Source organism: Enterobacter sp. PL_is511 (assembly GCF_055816065.1).
The window spans coordinates 191531-206622 of the sequence record NZ_JBVPGP010000023.1 but is presented as its reverse complement, the minus strand read 5'-3'; the positions used below and the strand labels follow the sequence as shown (position 1 = coordinate 206622).

Annotated in this window: 16 protein-coding genes; 8 read left to right on the top strand and 8 right to left on the bottom strand. The window is 53.8% G+C overall.

Going from position 1 to position 15092, the window contains the following annotated elements; translation table 11 throughout:
• Window positions 1–116: 116 nt before the first annotated feature.
• From AC0TN7_RS13200 to AC0TN7_RS13180, 5 genes are all read right to left on the bottom strand, one after another.
• A complete protein-coding gene (locus AC0TN7_RS13200; protein WP_463727323.1) occupies window positions 117–557 on the bottom strand; it encodes a DinI-like family protein in 441 nt (146 codons plus the stop codon).
• Window positions 558–666: 109 nt separating this feature from the next.
• Window positions 667–2856: a replication endonuclease gene (locus tag AC0TN7_RS13195; protein ID WP_473702197.1), complete on the bottom strand. Its 2190-nt coding sequence runs from the start codon at window positions 2854–2856 to the stop codon at window positions 667–669.
• A 1-nt stretch (window position 2857) separates the two neighbouring features.
• Complete coding sequence (locus AC0TN7_RS13190; RefSeq protein ID WP_032650300.1) at window positions 2858–3079, bottom strand: TraR/DksA family transcriptional regulator; 222 nt, start codon at window positions 3077–3079, stop codon at window positions 2858–2860.
• Entirely contained in the window at window positions 3079–3306 is a 228-nt protein-coding gene (locus AC0TN7_RS13185; RefSeq protein WP_023309252.1) for a DUF2732 family protein, read from the bottom strand. The genes AC0TN7_RS13190 and AC0TN7_RS13185 overlap by 1 nt, the downstream gene beginning before the upstream one ends.
• Window positions 3307–3374: 68 nt before the next feature.
• Window positions 3375–3713 carry a DUF5347 domain-containing protein gene (locus tag AC0TN7_RS13180; protein WP_290093967.1) on the bottom strand — a complete coding sequence of 113 codons (339 nt, stop codon included), beginning with the start codon at window positions 3711–3713 and terminating at the stop codon, window positions 3375–3377.
• 227 nt (window positions 3714–3940) lie between these two features.
• Here AC0TN7_RS13180 and AC0TN7_RS13175 point away from each other — a divergent pair, with 227 nt between their 5' ends.
• The 6 genes from AC0TN7_RS13175 (at window position 3941) to AC0TN7_RS13150 (ending at window position 8139) form a co-directional block, all read left to right on the top strand.
• A complete protein-coding gene (locus AC0TN7_RS13175) occupies window positions 3941–4516 on the top strand; it encodes a phage repressor protein CI (protein WP_248165526.1) in 576 nt (191 codons plus the stop codon).
• 271 nt (window positions 4517–4787) lie between these two features.
• On the top strand, window positions 4788–5279 hold the full coding sequence (gene tssD / locus AC0TN7_RS13170) for a type VI secretion system tube protein TssD (protein WP_048991077.1): 492 nt from the start codon (window positions 4788–4790) through the stop codon (window positions 5277–5279).
• Window positions 5280–5291: 12 nt separating this feature from the next.
• Window positions 5292–5654: a tlde1 domain-containing protein gene (locus AC0TN7_RS13165; RefSeq protein WP_071994439.1), complete on the top strand. Its 363-nt coding sequence runs from the start codon at window positions 5292–5294 to the stop codon at window positions 5652–5654.
• A gap of 101 nt (window positions 5655–5755) precedes the next feature.
• Window positions 5756–6118, top strand: a complete 363-nt coding sequence (locus AC0TN7_RS13160) for a hypothetical protein (RefSeq protein WP_230581840.1) — start codon at window positions 5756–5758, stop codon at window positions 6116–6118.
• 211 nt (window positions 6119–6329) lie between these two features.
• On the top strand, window positions 6330–6764 hold the full coding sequence (locus tag AC0TN7_RS13155) for a hypothetical protein (protein WP_024906430.1): 435 nt from the start codon (window positions 6330–6332) through the stop codon (window positions 6762–6764).
• A gap of 205 nt (window positions 6765–6969) precedes the next feature.
• Complete coding sequence (locus AC0TN7_RS13150) at window positions 6970–8139, top strand: coiled-coil domain-containing protein (RefSeq protein ID WP_024906429.1); 1170 nt, start codon at window positions 6970–6972, stop codon at window positions 8137–8139.
• Here the strand turns inward: AC0TN7_RS13150 and AC0TN7_RS13145 are convergent, their stop codons facing one another.
• The gene (locus AC0TN7_RS13145; RefSeq protein ID WP_157189755.1) at window positions 8140–8904 is read right to left on the bottom strand and encodes a siderophore-interacting protein; all 765 of its coding nucleotides are present in this window, start codon (window positions 8902–8904) and stop codon (window positions 8140–8142) included.
• Between the two features lie 146 nt (window positions 8905–9050).
• Here AC0TN7_RS13145 and AC0TN7_RS13140 point away from each other — a divergent pair, with 146 nt between their 5' ends.
• Window positions 9051–9545, top strand: a complete 495-nt coding sequence (locus tag AC0TN7_RS13140) for a PadR family transcriptional regulator (RefSeq protein ID WP_090418780.1) — start codon at window positions 9051–9053, stop codon at window positions 9543–9545.
• On the opposite strand, the gene AC0TN7_RS13135 is transcribed toward AC0TN7_RS13140, so the two are convergent.
• Window positions 9542–11101 carry a methyl-accepting chemotaxis protein gene (locus AC0TN7_RS13135; RefSeq protein WP_024906426.1) on the bottom strand — a complete coding sequence of 520 codons (1560 nt, stop codon included), beginning with the start codon at window positions 11099–11101 and terminating at the stop codon, window positions 9542–9544. The two genes, AC0TN7_RS13140 and AC0TN7_RS13135, sit on opposite strands and share 4 nt — an antisense overlap.
• Before the next feature lie 336 nt (window positions 11102–11437).
• Window positions 11438–12958 (bottom strand): PAS domain-containing methyl-accepting chemotaxis protein, encoded by a 1521-nt coding sequence (locus AC0TN7_RS13130; protein WP_024906425.1) that lies wholly within the window; start codon window positions 12956–12958, stop codon window positions 11438–11440.
• Between the two features lie 435 nt (window positions 12959–13393).
• Here AC0TN7_RS13130 and ygjG point away from each other — a divergent pair, with 435 nt between their 5' ends.
• Window positions 13394–14773 carry a putrescine aminotransferase gene (gene ygjG / locus AC0TN7_RS13125; protein ID WP_463727325.1) on the top strand — a complete coding sequence of 460 codons (1380 nt, stop codon included), beginning with the start codon at window positions 13394–13396 and terminating at the stop codon, window positions 14771–14773.
• Window positions 14774–15092: the final 319 nt, after the last annotated feature.

Below are 15092 nucleotides of genomic sequence, written 5' to 3'. Positions count from 1 at the left end.
CTATCGCTGACGGATGGGCAATCTCGGACACAACAGACCGTCCACAAGCAGCGAAGCGTGGGTCGACGAAAGCGCAAAATCTGAATGAGGGGGTACGTTCGGGCTATGACGCTGGGCTAACGCCAGCTCTCGTCTTCCCAGACTTCCCGGAGAATATTATCCAGCATTTCGCGATCGGCCTCTCCTTCAAGCCCCTGGAGCTCGACTCCCGTCACCGACCCTATTTTCACGCTCACCCGCGATGACGGAAAAAGGGATCGTATTCTGCGGGTCAATTCGCACTGAAAGGCTTCAACGACGGCATGGTCAATCTGCTGATCTTTATCGAGCGTAATGTTCACCCGAACGTTACCCTCTTTTTTGATTCGTTCCGGAACAGGCGATGCTGAGAAAACAACGGTAAATGCGTTGTTCTTGATTAAATTTCCCCGCGCAATCTCAGCAATCAAATTCAGGGCAATCTCACGATCTCTTTCCTGACATGTTCCTTCTGTCGTCAGTCGCGCAATCATCTCGACGCGTTCAATCATGACCTGCTCGTTCAACTCTCTGTCCACACAACCTCCACCACGAGATACTGTATAAACATACAGTATCACGTATTCATAAAAAGAGTGAAGCGAAAAATCAGAACCCTTCACGGTATGTACATGATATGGATGGAGATTAGCGGGCTCTCTGAGCGAAGAGATCCGTTAAATACCCAATACGTTCAAGGATTTTCCGCGCCTTGTGCTGATAAGAACGCGCTGCCGGAAAGAGCGATCCGTCAGCTGCGCCTTTGCACCATTTGTCGTTAAAGCGGCTAACGCCGCCAGCCATAAGATGCAGGGCCTCTCCGCGGCTGATGGCGATTCCGGTGGCGAGCCGTATCTCATCGATCACTTTCTCCGGAACCCCGTTCTGCGGGTCGCTCGCGAAGACGATGGGCGACGACGCGCCAGGGCGGATGAATTTGATGCGTTCGGTTAACGCCCGCCTCGCACGCCTGCTGAGGGGTTGAGAAAGATCGGTCTGCGTACAGTTATTGACAGAACTCCGAGAGGATACAGGTGCGTCCTTAAGTTCCGCGGCCCGCTTCGGCACAATTTTCCACTGCGTGAGTCGGGTTATAATTGGGCTGCCCGCGCCAACGGCAGAATCGTACACGCCGCGGATGCGGACCGTTTCCTCGCCGTACTGGTTAAACCCGGCGCCCGGCTCATACAGGGTGCGCACCTGTAAATCATCGCGACGCACAAACGGGCCGCCCTGTGCAGTAACGTATCCCGCCCAGTCGCCGGCGTCGGCAGCCTCATGGACGGCAGCAAACTCAACGCTCAGACCGCTCGCGGCCTCGGGATCCGCCAGACGTCGCAGCTCGCGGTAGACCGTTACCGGCGCGCCGCCAATAAACTGAAACTGGCGAATGTGCCAGCGCCCCGCCCAGGCCGACACGGCGGACGCCGTCTCCTTCAGCAGTCCGCCGCTTTCGCTATCGGTCTCGCCATCGAGCGCATAGCCGTCGATATTTTTTGAGATGTATTTGGCAACATAGCCGGTGGCGCTGCCTCTCTGCGGATCGATCGCGTCCGCGTGAAAGCGCGCCTGTCTGACGCTTTCGCTCTGCAGCTCAGCGGCATCCTCCTGCCGCGCGTAGTCTCCGATAATCCGGCGAACGCATTCGACATCTTCCGGCAGCATAAACATCAGCATGTGCCAGTGGGGCGTACCGTCGTGATGGGGTTCCGCAACGCGGATACCGAAAATACGGATCCCATCACGGTGGAGCTTTGCGCGGATGCGCGCCCACAGCCGGGTGAGGTAGCTTTGCGTATCCGCCGGACTGGCCCCGCTCCACTTCGCGTTGGGGTAGCCTGATTTCAGCGTCGCGTGATACTGCGCGGGTGCGGTTAAGGTATAGAACTCGCCCACATAGCCCAGCGCCTCACAGATATTTTCAAATCCGCGGATACGGGTCATCAGTTCACAGCGTCGTATTGCCGGGTTGGCCACCGAGCTATCGAATTTTTCAATCAGGCTGATGCGGTTGCCCTCTTCATCTTCCAGCTCCATGCCCTTGAGAAATTCGCGGGTGCGGCGCTTCTGCTCGCGCCACTCGGTCACGCAGCGTTTGCTCGCATACGCCGTTCTCCGTTTGCTGACGTTGCCGAGGGCAATCTGCAAATGCTCGCTCCAGGCCGCCGCGACCCGACGCAGACGCCCGCGCCACCACGCCTCGGAAAACATGCGTATCACCGCCGCGGCAACGTCATCTTTGTCGAAACATGTCTTCGACACCCGTTCCCAGTGCGGAGGCGACACGTTGAACTGGCGGGCGATCAGTCCGGCGCGCTGATACCAGACGTAGAGCGTCTGGTATTCGCCCATCTCAGCATCGTTAATATTCGCCAGCTCGCCGCGAATAAAGCTGGCGATATCGGCGGCCAGCAGGTCGATGTCCGCGCGGGACATATCCGGCAGACGGTTATAGCGGGCAACCAGTTCGACCATTCGCGAGGCAAGGTACTGCAGAAGCAGGGTATCGAAATGGCCGTCAAACACGGTTCGGGAGACTGCTTCATGCAAACCTGCGCAGGCATAGCGTTCAGAGACCCGCCGCAGGCGAGGTAACATTCTTTTGCAGAAGCGGATCAAAAAGGCGTTAGCCTGCGGGCTGCCACGATGCTGTTCGAGGGCGTCAAACGCGCGCCAGACCTCAAAACGCACGCAGTCAGGCTGCTGTGAAAGAGCCATTCTTGCCTGCTTCAGCGCCGCGAAGAAGCGATCGCGGCGCTGCTGTTGGGCATGGGTGAGATAAGGGCTGGCAATGGCCGACCGTGGGGCATTCCACGGATAAGCAAATGACGTCGCCAACTCATCCTCCCCGGACGTGTTTATTTTTCATCTCTGCGATCTCCTGACAGGTGACGCACAGGGCTACGCCAGGCACAGCTATTCGGCGCGCCTCCGGTATCGGCGCCTCGCAGTCCTCACAGAGGAAACGCGAAGGCGATGCGGGTCGTCTGCGGGCACGATTAATGTGGCGCTCTCTGTCTTCCTGCTCGCGCGCCTGGGCAAGATCGATAAAATCGGCCATCAGTGCAGCTCCTGTGATTCACGCTCGTAGCGGGCCGCCTCGTGGCACAGCAGTTCGGCAACGTCCTCTCCGCTCATACCGGTTTTGTAGATATGGCTCGCCAGCGCCTCCAGGCGCAGGGAGACCGCGAGGGCTCGCGCGCATCGTTCCTCCGTTTTTGCCTCTGCCAGCAGGCGTTTCAGTTCTTCACTTCCGATCGGATAAGGGCGGTTTTCACTGTTTCGCATCACGCGTTCTCCTTAAATTCAGGCAAAAGGATGCCCGGCGGGTTTACGCCATTAGTTTTTGGGTTGGGTTATATCGGCATGGTCAGCCGTTCAGGAAATAAACTCACAACAGCACGAAAATGGTTCATGGCGTTAATCAGCGCCCGTTTCTCTTCGGTCGTCAGCTCGCTGATGTCGCACTCATGACGGGCGACGGGTAATCTCGCCAGGAAAAAGAGGGCGGCCAGCGCCCTGCTGTTTTCCTCAAAACAGGGGTCGCGCTTATCGCGCAGCTCGGCCATAAACCGCGCCAGCTCTTTTCCGCTATCGCTCCCGTATCGGGCGCGCAGTTCAGCGACGTGGTTAAGCCCGTTAAGACGCGCTCCCACGCTAAGTGGAACCCTTGCACGGGCAGCTTCTATCGCCATATCTCCCCTCGCATAAATTCACGCACGCTAATGCGCTGAAAACGGGTACAGCACGGTTTTTTCCACCGTTTGATGATTGCGATTTCAGAAGCCATGCTGCATGATTCCCATTTTGATACTGTCTGCAATCATTAGCCTCTGTTTGCCAACGTCTGCCGCTGATTGCCCGAATTTGCAATGATATTAATACTCAAATGAGTATTAGTAAACACCCAAAGGAATATATTTTGATCTTAGATTCTCAAGTGAATAATGAAGAGTTACTCGATAGAATCTGTCAGGTATATGGTTTCACGCAGAAAATCCAGCTGGCCCGTCACTTTAATATCGCCGCCAGCTCGCTTCAGAACCGCTACGCGCGCGGTACCGTCTCTTACGACTTTGCGGTTCAGTGCGCGCTGGACACCGGCGCGAGCCTTCGCTGGCTGATGACCGGCCAAGGGGCGCAGTTTGCAGGAAACCCCGCCCCGGGCGATCCCGTTTCGGTTGCGACATTCACACTCAGTGATGGGAGACTGGAAGATAATTCCATTTTGAGTATCGACGCTGCTTTCTTTAGCAAACCGCTGACGCGCGGCATCGCCGTCCGGGCGGAGGGGAAGCTGCACTTTATCGAAAAAGACGCATCGTTAACCGACGGCCTGTGGCTGGTTGAGATTGAAGGCACCGCCAGCATCCGCGACCTGACGCTGCTGCCGGGTAAAAAACTTCACGTGGCGGGCGGCAAGGTTCCGTTTGAGTGCGGTATCGACGAGATTAAAACGGTAGGGCGTGTGGTGGGGATCTATAGCGAAGTAAGCTGAGGATGTTTCATCCCCCCCTCGTGGCTGTGGATCTGCCGCAAGATAAACCGATACAGAGAAGCGAATTATATGTCCGTATAATTCGCTTCTCTGTTCTTGTTTAATCAGGCTTATAACACTCATAAAAAAATATATGTTTTTAAATTATATTTTTTATTACTTCATTCAACCAATGAATGCATGTAACTGTAGTGACACGAAATATTACAAACAGAAAAATCATGAAGGAGTAAGGTCAGAGAAATTAATTAAATAAATGGAGTTAACCAGAATGGCTATACCAGTTTATCTCTGGCTTTACAGCGAAGAAGGGAAACAGTTAAAAGGTAGCGTTGATGTACATAGACGCGAAGGTAGCATTGAAATAACCGGACTGTCACACGGCGTAGAGATACCTACAGATGATTACTCCGGAAAAATAACAGCCACACGCCAACATTCTCCCTTTGTTTTTACAAAAGCGCAAGACGTCTCAAGTCCTTACCTTTATCAGATCGTTAGTACGGGGAGCGTTCTTAAATCTGCTGAGCTAAAATTTTATCGAATCAACCACGCAGGGCAGGAAGAAGAATATTTTAATATTTTTATGGAAAATGCACGTATTACCTGCATTGTGCCTTATATGGAAGATGTGAAGGATCCCGACTTCACACATTATGATCATATGGAAGCCATAGAAATGACATATGAAAAAATAACATGGAAATATCTGGACGGTAACATTGTCCATTCCGATAGCTGGAAAGAACGCAGCGCGGCATAAGGGGAATAGCTCATGGCATGGACCTACTACCAAAGTACCGGTGAACTGTGGCATAAAGGTAAACTTATTGGCACAGGGTATTCCGGAAACCTGACAAACAAAAATAATCCAGACCGTCAGCACGTTAAGGGGATGGGACCATTACCACGCGGAACGTATCGCATAGGAGGCCATACATCCTCAAGGGGGCCAATGACAATTAACCTCAAACAAACCTCTGGTGAGAGCTATGGGCGATCGCTGTTTCGCATCCATGGTGAGAAAAAGGCACCAGCCATTCCTGGTTTTGCATCAGAGGGCTGCATTATCATGGGACCTCACATTCGCTCTAAAATAATTCTTTCGTCAGATCGTACGCTTGAGGTAGTTCGTTGAAAAAGTACGTGTTTTCTCTAATTACCTGCATTCTTACGGCTTCCTGTATAGCGTCAGAGAGTGACTGGATAACCTATATTAAGCTGGTGTCCAGCGCTGACATGGCAGCTATTCAGGCATTACCAGCGAAGATTAAAAGCACTGGTGATAATCTGGATGACGAGCATGCTGAACAGTTGGCGACCGCCATCAGCATGGCGCTTATCCGCGCCCCAGAATTAGTGCTGAATGTCACCAATCAATTTAAGTTGAACCCAGACCCTTTACAGCAACGGTTTGGAACCACTTTGATATGTAGCATACCGATGATGATACACAGCACTAATGCGGAGGTTGAAACCTATTTAGCAAAGGCTAAACCAGCATTGGAGAAAGCGGGCTCCCCAGCAAGAGAATGCTTAAGCAATATGCTCGATGTAATCAATGAGGTTAAGCAAGAAAAGGATAAGGACTCAAAACGTTAGCATCATATTATAACAAGCGCTCTTCTGAGCGCTTAATCTTTGAACCATTAAATAATAAACTACATATCACTCCAGTTTATCCAAAAATAAAAGAGCACATGGCTAAATCCTCCCTTTCAACCATCACCGTATCAAATAACAGCGGCTGCTCGGCTATGAGTGCGACGCAGAAATTTGAAAATATCTATATCCCACCGGGAATGAACTTGATATGAAAACGATGCAGCTGTTTTTGATTATGTTAGTGATATCGCACGGGGCTTATGCAAATAACTGTACTTCTGTTGAAGAAATGGACAAGGCAGATAACGCAGCCTCTGCCATTCAGGACTGGCAAGGCATCCATTCTTTTTACAAAAATTACAGACAGTGTGATGAGGGATATATCGCAGAAGGGATATCAGCGACTATTGTCGGGCTGTTAGCCAACAACTGGAAGACCTCCCATCAACTCATGCAGCTATCTGTAAACGATCGCGCTTTTGAGTCATGGATGATTAATCACATCGATACGACCACGAACGATCGCGAGCTCGATAAAGTCGTGAGAAACGCCACGGATAGCTGTCCCGAAGGCGGTAAAGCGTTCTGCAATCAGATTGAGAATGCCGCACAAGGCGCGTTGAAGGAACTGCAAAGCCCATAGCCAAGAATGGTTTCACAGGTAGAGCAGGAAACGGAGCTATCCTCACCCTCCACCTTACAGGCTCCTGCTCACTTCCCCACGTCACAAACTGCAAAACTAAAGAAATCCCCCATCGCGCCGATCATCATCCGTGTGTATTATTTCCTGTAGCTTTTACAACAACTAACCTTAACTCAAATACTTAAGCGCCAAAGCGAAAGGCATCATGAGCACACCGATCAAACGGCTAGAAATCATTAAAAATGCCATTGAACTGGAAGATGACGACATCATCCAGAGCCAGCTGACACGCCTGAAAAATGAAGCGTTTGACGATGAGCTACAGGCAATCGTCGTGGCGCTTGAGGAGAAGAACTACACCGCGGCCATGGCGGCCATTACCGCCTGGCTGCAGGGCCAGCGCGCCGTCACCCCGTGGCGCGACCCGCAGGTGGCCGCCAGCAAGCTGGAACTGAAGGCGCTGGAAGAGCGTCTGCGCGATCTGATTGACCGCCGCAACGCCCGCGTGCAGCAGCTTGATGAGTTTAACGATCTCTATTTTTCCCGCCTTGGGCCGCTGATGCAGCAGATCCTCGCCCTGCGTAAAACCCTGGCGGAGCTAAACCTGCGTCGTCAGCAGGCGGAAGCGCGTCGTCGCGAGGAAGATTACCGTCGCTGCCAGCACTATATGGCGCAGGCGGTAGAGGTGCTGGCGACGCTCACCCAGCGCTGGCGCGATCTCCCGGCCGATTCCGTACAGGCCGCTGAGGCGCGTAAGCATCTGGAACAGCAAAGCAATCTGATTGCCAACCTGCTGGCCGAAGCGCTGGAGCTGGAGAGCGGCTTAACGCGCGAAGAGGAGCCTGCGCGTCAGGCGCGCGACGAGGCGAACGAAGAGTACGAGAAGTATCGCGAGCAGCATCATGATGCCGAAGTGCGGCTGCGCAAAGGTAAGCATCTTTCGGAAGAAGATCAGAACGAACTCAAGCGTCTCTGGCGGCAGGCGAGCAAGCTCTGCCACCCGGACCTCGTGGCGGACGATCTGAAAGAAGAAGCCAACAGCATGATGGTGCAGCTTAACCAGGCGAAGCAGCGCGGCGATGTGAAAGCCATTCGCTCGCTGGTGGCCCGTCTGCAACAGGGCTTCGAGCCATTGATGGCCAGCGACAGGCTGAACGATCTGGAACGTATCCGCAAAAAAATGGCGCAGGTCCGCGAGCAGATCGACATTTTAGTGAACGAGCTGGCGGAACTGGAGAAAGAGGAGTCCTGGCTGCTGGTCTCGTCGCTCAATAATATGGAAGCGTACTTCGCTCAGCAGGAGAAAGCGCTGCACGAGGTCCGCGCCTCGCTCGAACATCAGGTGAACGAAGCGCAGCTGGATTCCGCCGCCTGATTATTTGGCGTGCCAGTATGCGCTGGCACGCACCAGCTGCGTGTCAATCGCGTCGGTTTCAAACTGACGGCTCAGCGTTTTCACCACCTTCCCTTCCCCGGTCAGCCAGATGAAGTAGTCTTCCCCCGGAACGGTCAGCGCCGCCAGATGGTCTGCGACCGCCTGCGCGTTGTGGCCCACTACCCAGGTGATATTGAACCCGCTCAGGTGCGCCAGATAGTCTTTATAAGATTCGTCCCCTACCGTCACGACCGCATGAACCTCCGGGCGAACCGGCAGTTTAGCAATGCTTTCTAAACGTCGACGCAGCGCGGGCATGCCGGATTCATCGCACACGTACAGCTGCCAGGCGTAATCCTCCGGCACCACCAGCGAACCGCGCGGGCCGCCGATGGTCAGAGCGTCGCCCGCTTTCGCCTCGACCGCCCAGCTGCTGGCAATGCCGCCGTCATGAATGAAGAAATCGAGAACCAGCTCATGATTTGCCTCATCGTAGAGCGGCGTATAGTCGCGCGCCTGCGGACGCACGCCGTCACCCCAGTCGATGCCTTCATCGGTGACCACCGGCGGCGTAAACGTCGTCCCGGGTGCCGGAAAAAAGACTTTGGTATGGTCGTCGAAACCGCGGGAGCTAAAGCCCTCCAGCGCCTCGCCGCCTAAAACAATGCGCTGGAAACCCGCGCTGACGCGCTCAACGCGGAGCACCGTCAGCTCGCGAAAACGCAGGTCATTACGAACACGCTGTGGATAACGAGTAGATGCCATTTTTAGACCCTTTTCTGGTGAATACGATATATCTAAATCAATTTTCAAATGATAATGATTACTAATAATGAAAAATGCAAGATCTTTTAGATTGCATCTGAATATATCTTAGATATAGTTTAGATATATCAATTAAAGGACCTGTTATGCGACACGAACACGACAGCGGCGGGCGCCGACCGCGCTTTTTCGGCCACGGCGATCTGCGGCTGGTGATTCTGGATATCCTGACTCGCAGCGCGAGCCACGGCTACGAGCTGATCAAAGAGATTGAAAACCTGACCCAGGGGAATTATACCCCGAGCCCGGGCGTCATCTATCCAACCCTGGATTATCTTCAGGATCAGACCTTTATCACCATTACGGAAGAAGAGAGCGGGCGTAAGCGCATTGCGATTACCGCTGAAGGACAGCGCTGGCTGGATGAAAACCGGGAACAGCTGGAACAGATCCAGGTGCGTATCAAAGCGCGCAGCGTCGGTTTTCAGCTGCGCAAAAACCCGCAGATGAAGCGGGCGCTGGATAACTTCAAAGCGGTGTTAGACCTGAAGGTGAATCAGGGAGAGCTCAGCGACGCGCAGCTTAAGCAGATTATCGGCGTGATTGACCGCGCGGCGCTGGAGATCTCCCAGCTGGATTAAGCCGGCGCGTGCTCGCTCACGCGGAAGACGCGTACCAGCTCTTTCAGGTGCATCGCCTGTTCGTTAAGCGATGCCGCTGCAGCTACAGACTCCTCCACCAGCGCGGAGTTCTGCTGGGTGGTGGCATCAATCAGGCCAATCGCGCTGTTAATCTGCGAGATACCTTCCGTCTGCTCGTGGCTGGCCTGGCGAATTTCCCGCAGAATCACGTCCATCTCCTCCACGTTACCCACCATCCCGTTGATCAGCCCACTCGCTTTTTCGACAAGGTTCATCCCGTCCTGGGTCTGGCTGGTGGAGCTCTCAATCAGCTCCCGGATTTCGCTGGCAGACGACGCGCTCTTCTGGGCAAGCTGGCGAACCTCACCGGCCACCACCGCAAAGCCGCGTCCGTGCTCGCCGGCGCGCGCCGCTTCCACCGCCGCGTTCAGCGCCAGAATGTTGGTCTGGAACGCAATGGCGTCGATCAGGTCGATAATGTCGGACATCCGGTTCGATGTTTCGTTAATCAGGCGCATTTTGCTGGTCACCTGCTTCATCATCTCACCGTTGTTTTTGACCACCGTGGCGGCATCGGCCGAAAGGTTGGTCGCTTCCCCGGTATGCGAGGCAGTATTTTTCACCGTCGCGGTGATCTGCTCCATCGAGGCAGCGGTCTGTTCGACAGAACTTGCCTGCTCTTCCGTGCGCGCGGCCAAATCCTGGTTCCCGGCGACAATCTGCGCGGCTGCGCTGGAGATATTCTCCGAGCCGGTTTGCACCTGCTGCACAATGTCCAACAGTCGCGTCTTCATCTCCATCAGCGCATGCAGCAGCAGACCCGTTTCGTCTTTGCCGTGCGGCGTGATGCTTCCCGTCAGATCGCCCTCTGAAATGGCTTTTGCAAAATGCACCGCCTCGCCGAGCGGACGTGTGATAGCGCGCACGATAAACCAGCCAATCAGGCTGCCTGCCACGACGCTAAAGAGCGTGATCAGGATCAGCAGCAGGCGGTTAGACCTGAAATCTCCTTCTACCTGCGCCCCTGCACTCTGCATCTCGCTGTTTTGAATAGTAATCAGCTCCTTCACCTTCGCTTTATAAGCCTGCTGCACGGCGAGGGTGGTGGTCATCATCTCCTGAATAGCGCCCGCACGATTGTTGTTCTGCACCGCCTGCAAAATGCGGTAGCGCGAGTCCAGATACTGCTGGCGCACGCTGCGGATATCCGCCAGCACCTGCTGAGACTTTTGATCCTGCAGCGCGTTGTTCAGCTCGCCCAGGATCACCGTGATGTGCTCGCTGATCTCTTTCAGGCGCTGCTGAGATTGCCCCGTGTAGGTACCCTGCTCATCCAGCAACATCAGCTGTTGCGTGCTAATAAATTCCTGGAAGTTATCGATTAACTGGTTCGCTTTTACCGTGGTCGGATAATCACTGGTAATAATGGATTGCATCCCGTTATTAGCCCGGTTCAGACTCAGCAGAGACAGGCTCGCGCTGATCGCCATCAGGACAATAAAGAATCCAAACGCCAGAAATAATTTCGTGCCGATCTTTACGTCATGTAAGAACATATTTTCTCCATCGATGTGATTATTTCTCAGACGATCGCTGTTATCGGTAACGAATTTGCTAACTTTATGACTTTGATCGTTTTTTTATTTCATAACCCTCACAATGCATAGGTGTAGGCTATTAATATTGCTTCATCGATCGTTACCAGACCGTCAAACGAGGTATTTTTGAAACAGGATTCTGAAGAACTGACTTAGGCAGGAATAAATAACTGAGGCACTTTCTTTAGTTATTTAATATGCACTTAACAATAAAATACATTAATAGTCACAACCAGAAAATAAAAAGCCACTTATTCCTTACGGAATAAACGGCTTTTCCGGAACATTATTGACTCAATGGAGCACGGTCACCGCATCCTTAAGGCGTCCGGCGCGATGCTTCACCATCGCAGAAATGTGGGCGCTCTCCTCGACCAGGTCGGCGTTTTTCTGCGTGATGCTGTCGAGTTCAGCCACCGCGCGGGTCAACTCTGAAAGTCCGGTTGCCTGCTCGGAGGTCGCGTGGCTGATCTGGGCGATAAGCTGCGTCACGTTTTTCACCTGCACAACGATATCATCCATCGTACGGCCTGCGGCGTGTACCTGCTCAGAGCCGGACTGCACCTTGCTGGCGCTGGCATCAATCAGTTTACGAATATCATTCGCGGCACTGGCGCTGCGGCTGGCAAGATGGCGGACTTCGCCCGCGACCACGGCAAAACCTTTGCCCTGCTCGCCTGCCCTTGCCGCTTCAACCGCCGCGTTCAGCGCCAGAATATTGGTCTGGAAAGCGATATCGTTAATCAGAGAGGTAATCGAGCCAATTCGCTGCGTGCTGTCGGCAATGTCATCCATCGTTTTAACGACGGTCTGCATCGCGTTGCCCCCTTTCGTTGCCGCGCTGCTCGCGGCCACGGAGAGTTTGTCCACCTCGGCGGCGGTTTCGGAGTTACTCTGAACGGACGCGGCCATCTGGTTCATTGTCGCGACGGTCTGCTGCACGTTCGCGACGGTCTGACGCGTACGATCGTTCAGATCTTCATTCCCCTGCGCCAGCCTGTCGCTGCCGTCACGGACGCTCACCACCTGGCTCGACACGTCATTGATCAACCAGCGGCACATCAGGCCCAGTTGCCCGACCGCACGCAGCGTCAGCCCCAGCTCGTCGCTGCGGTTCAGGTGCTGCACGCTGTTGCGCTCGCCGGTGGCGACCTTCAGCGCCTGTCGCGCCACATTCTCTATCGGGCGGACAATCTGTTGCTCAAACAGCAGTGTCCCCAGCAGCATTACCAGCGCGGCTGCGGCAAGCGGCATCCACCCGGCGGAGGTCGCGGCCAGCGTGGCGGCGAGTACGGCAAAGAGCGCCGCCATCACGCTGCGCACGCGCCAGCGCAGCGGCATTGCCGGCAGTTTGCCCAACCAGCCCTTTCCGACCACCAGCCCTTTATGAATACGTTTTTTACAGCGCCCGTCGTTCAGCGCCCGGTAGAGCGGCTCCACGGCGGCAATCTCTTCCGCTGTGGCTTTGGTACGAATGGACATATAGCCCGTCACCTGCCCGCGGCGAACCATCGGTACCGCATTCGCACGCACCCAGTAGTGGTCGCCGTTTTTGCGCCGGTTTTTGACAATCCCGCTCCACGGCTCGCCCTGCTGCAGCGTGTACCACATATCGGCAAACGCGGCTTTTGGCATATCGGGATGGCGTACCATATTGTGCGGCTGGCCCGTCAGCTCATCGAGCTGGTAGCCGCTCACCTGCACAAAGGTGTCGTTGGCGTGGGTGATGTAGCTGTGGACGTCTGTGGTAGACATTAAGGTGGTGTCATCGTCCAGAGGATATTCATTCTGGGTGACATAGGTTGGAGAGGACATCGTGGGCATCCCTTGCAGGTTATTTGAATGTTAATTTTGTGGGTCAATGTTTTTTCGGCGGTAAACAATTTATCTTTAGTTGTTAAACTTGATGGAGATCGCAGATTTGACTTAAACCATACTTTTTGTGCGATTTTTTAATTCATTGATTTCAAATACTTTCGTAAAGAAATTACCTGTAAAGCATGACCCGTTAACGCCCACTTAAGTTGCAGCGAATGCACTTCTTTAGTGCAGCTGCGCGTTTCCGTCCTCATTTATTCTCTCTTTCCTGTACCGCTAAATCCCGTTTCGGTTGCTCCGGCATGATTAAATATTGTGCAACATTATTTTAACCTGGCGTTTATCCCGATTTTCGTTAAGTCATCTGAAGTGGCGTAATCCCTGCAATACTTAACTCAGTATCATGTGATACGCGATCCCCGGGAGCACATTTTGAACAGGTTACCTTCCAGCGCCTCGGCTCTTGCCTGTACCGCGCACGCACTGAATCTCATTGAGAAGCGAACGCTCGATCATGAGGAGATGAAACAACTTAACCGAGAGGTCATCGATTACTTTAAAGAGCACGTCAATCCAGGGTTTCTGGAGTATCGCAAATCTGTTACCGCCGGCGGGGATTACGGAGCCGTAGAGTGGCAAGCGGGAAGTCTGAACACGCTTGTCGACACCCAGGGACAGGAGTTTATCGATTGCCTGGGAGGTTTTGGAATTTTCAACGTGGGGCACCGTAATCCAGTTGTGGTTTCCGCCGTACAGAATCAACTTGCGAAACAACCTCTCCATAGCCAGGAACTGCTCGACCCGCTTCGCGCCATGCTCGCGAAAACGCTGGCGGCCTTAACGCCCGGCAAACTGAAGTACAGCTTCTTTAGCAACAGCGGCACGGAATCGGTCGAAGCGGCGATTAAACTCGCCAAAGCGTACCAGTCGCCGCGCGGGAAATTCACCTTTATCGCCACCAGCGGCGCGTTCCACGGGAAATCCCTGGGCGCACTGTCTGCTACCGCCAAATCCACCTTCCGCAAACCGTTTATGCCGCTGCTGCCGGGCTTCCGCCACGTGCCGTTTGGCGACATCAACGCCATGCGCACCGCGCTGAGCGAATGCCGCAAGACCGGCGATGACGTGGCGGCGGTGATCCTGGAGCCGATTCAGGGCGAAGGCGGCGTGATCCTCCCTCCGCAGGGCTATCTGCCCGCCGTGCGTCAGCTGTGCGATGAGTTTGGCGCCCTGCTGATCCTAGACGAAGTCCAGACCGGGATGGGGCGCACCGGCAAGATGTTTGCCTGCGAGCACGAAAACGTGCAGCCGGACATCCTGTGCCTGGCGAAGGCGCTCGGCGGCGGCGTGATGCCGATTGGCGCGACGGTGGCCACCGAGGAGGTCTTCTCGGTGCTGTTCGACAATCCGTTCCTGCATACCACCACCTTTGGCGGTAACCCGCTGGCCTGTGCGGCCGCGCTGGCGACCATCAACGTGCTGCTGGAGCAAAACCTGCCCGCGCAGGCGGAGCAGAAAGGCGACATGCTGCTGGACGGCTTCCGTCAGCTAGGCCGGGAGTATCCGGACCTGGTGCAGGACGCGCGTGGGAAAGGGATGCTGATGGCGATTGAGTTTATTGATAACGAAACCGGCTATAGCTTCGCGAGCGAGATGTTCCGCCAGCGGGTGCTGGTGGCCGGAACGCTCAACAACTCGAAAACCATCCGCATTGAACCGCCGCTGACGCTGACGATTGAGCAGTGTGAGCAGGTGCTGAAAGCGGCGCGTAAAGCGCTGGCAGCACTCAGAGTGCGCGTAGAAGAGATCTGATCAATCCCCCCTCTTAACCGAGGGGGATTTCATTTTCCTGGTATAAATATTACAAATTGAAATAATAGTATTATATTTCAGACATACATTTATACTTTTAAAATTATAAAGTTCCTTTTCTCTTACATGATTTTTTTGCAACCAAACCGATATCCATACGCCACCTTTATCTATTTGACCGCAAACAGGCCACCCATTGTTAAAATCCGGTAAAAACACCACTACTTACATCATTTAAAAATATTAATTAATTCTAATATTATACCTAAAAAAAACTAACGACATATTATACCACCATACATTGAAATAATATTTCACG

Bases quoted from the DNA above. Each gene is read 5' to 3' on its own strand.
- AC0TN7_RS13190 (WP_032650300.1), bottom strand. From the start codon at position 3,079: ATGGCCGATTTTATCGATCTTGCCCAGGCGCGCGAGCAGGAAGACAGA.
- AC0TN7_RS13185 (WP_023309252.1), bottom strand. From the start codon at position 3,306: ATGCGAAACAGTGAAAACCGCCCTTATCCGATCGGAAGTGAAGAACTG.
- AC0TN7_RS13180 (WP_290093967.1), bottom strand. From the start codon at position 3,713: ATGGCGATAGAAGCTGCCCGTGCAAGGGTTCCACTTAGCGTGGGAGCG.
- tssD (WP_048991077.1), top strand. From the start codon at position 4,788: ATGGCTATACCAGTTTATCTCTGGCTTTACAGCGAAGAAGGGAAACAG.
- AC0TN7_RS13165 (WP_071994439.1), top strand. From the start codon at position 5,292: ATGGCATGGACCTACTACCAAAGTACCGGTGAACTGTGGCATAAAGGT.
- AC0TN7_RS13160 (WP_230581840.1), top strand. From the start codon at position 5,756: ATGGCAGCTATTCAGGCATTACCAGCGAAGATTAAAAGCACTGGTGAT.
- AC0TN7_RS13155 (WP_024906430.1), top strand. From the start codon at position 6,330: ATGAAAACGATGCAGCTGTTTTTGATTATGTTAGTGATATCGCACGGG.
- AC0TN7_RS13150 (WP_024906429.1), top strand. From the start codon at position 6,970: ATGAGCACACCGATCAAACGGCTAGAAATCATTAAAAATGCCATTGAA.
- AC0TN7_RS13145 (WP_157189755.1), bottom strand. From the start codon at position 8,904: ATGGCATCTACTCGTTATCCACAGCGTGTTCGTAATGACCTGCGTTTT.
- AC0TN7_RS13140 (WP_090418780.1), top strand. From the start codon at position 9,051: ATGCGACACGAACACGACAGCGGCGGGCGCCGACCGCGCTTTTTCGGC.
- AC0TN7_RS13135 (WP_024906426.1), bottom strand. From the start codon at position 11,101: ATGTTCTTACATGACGTAAAGATCGGCACGAAATTATTTCTGGCGTTT.
- AC0TN7_RS13130 (WP_024906425.1), bottom strand. From the start codon at position 12,958: ATGTCCTCTCCAACCTATGTCACCCAGAATGAATATCCTCTGGACGAT.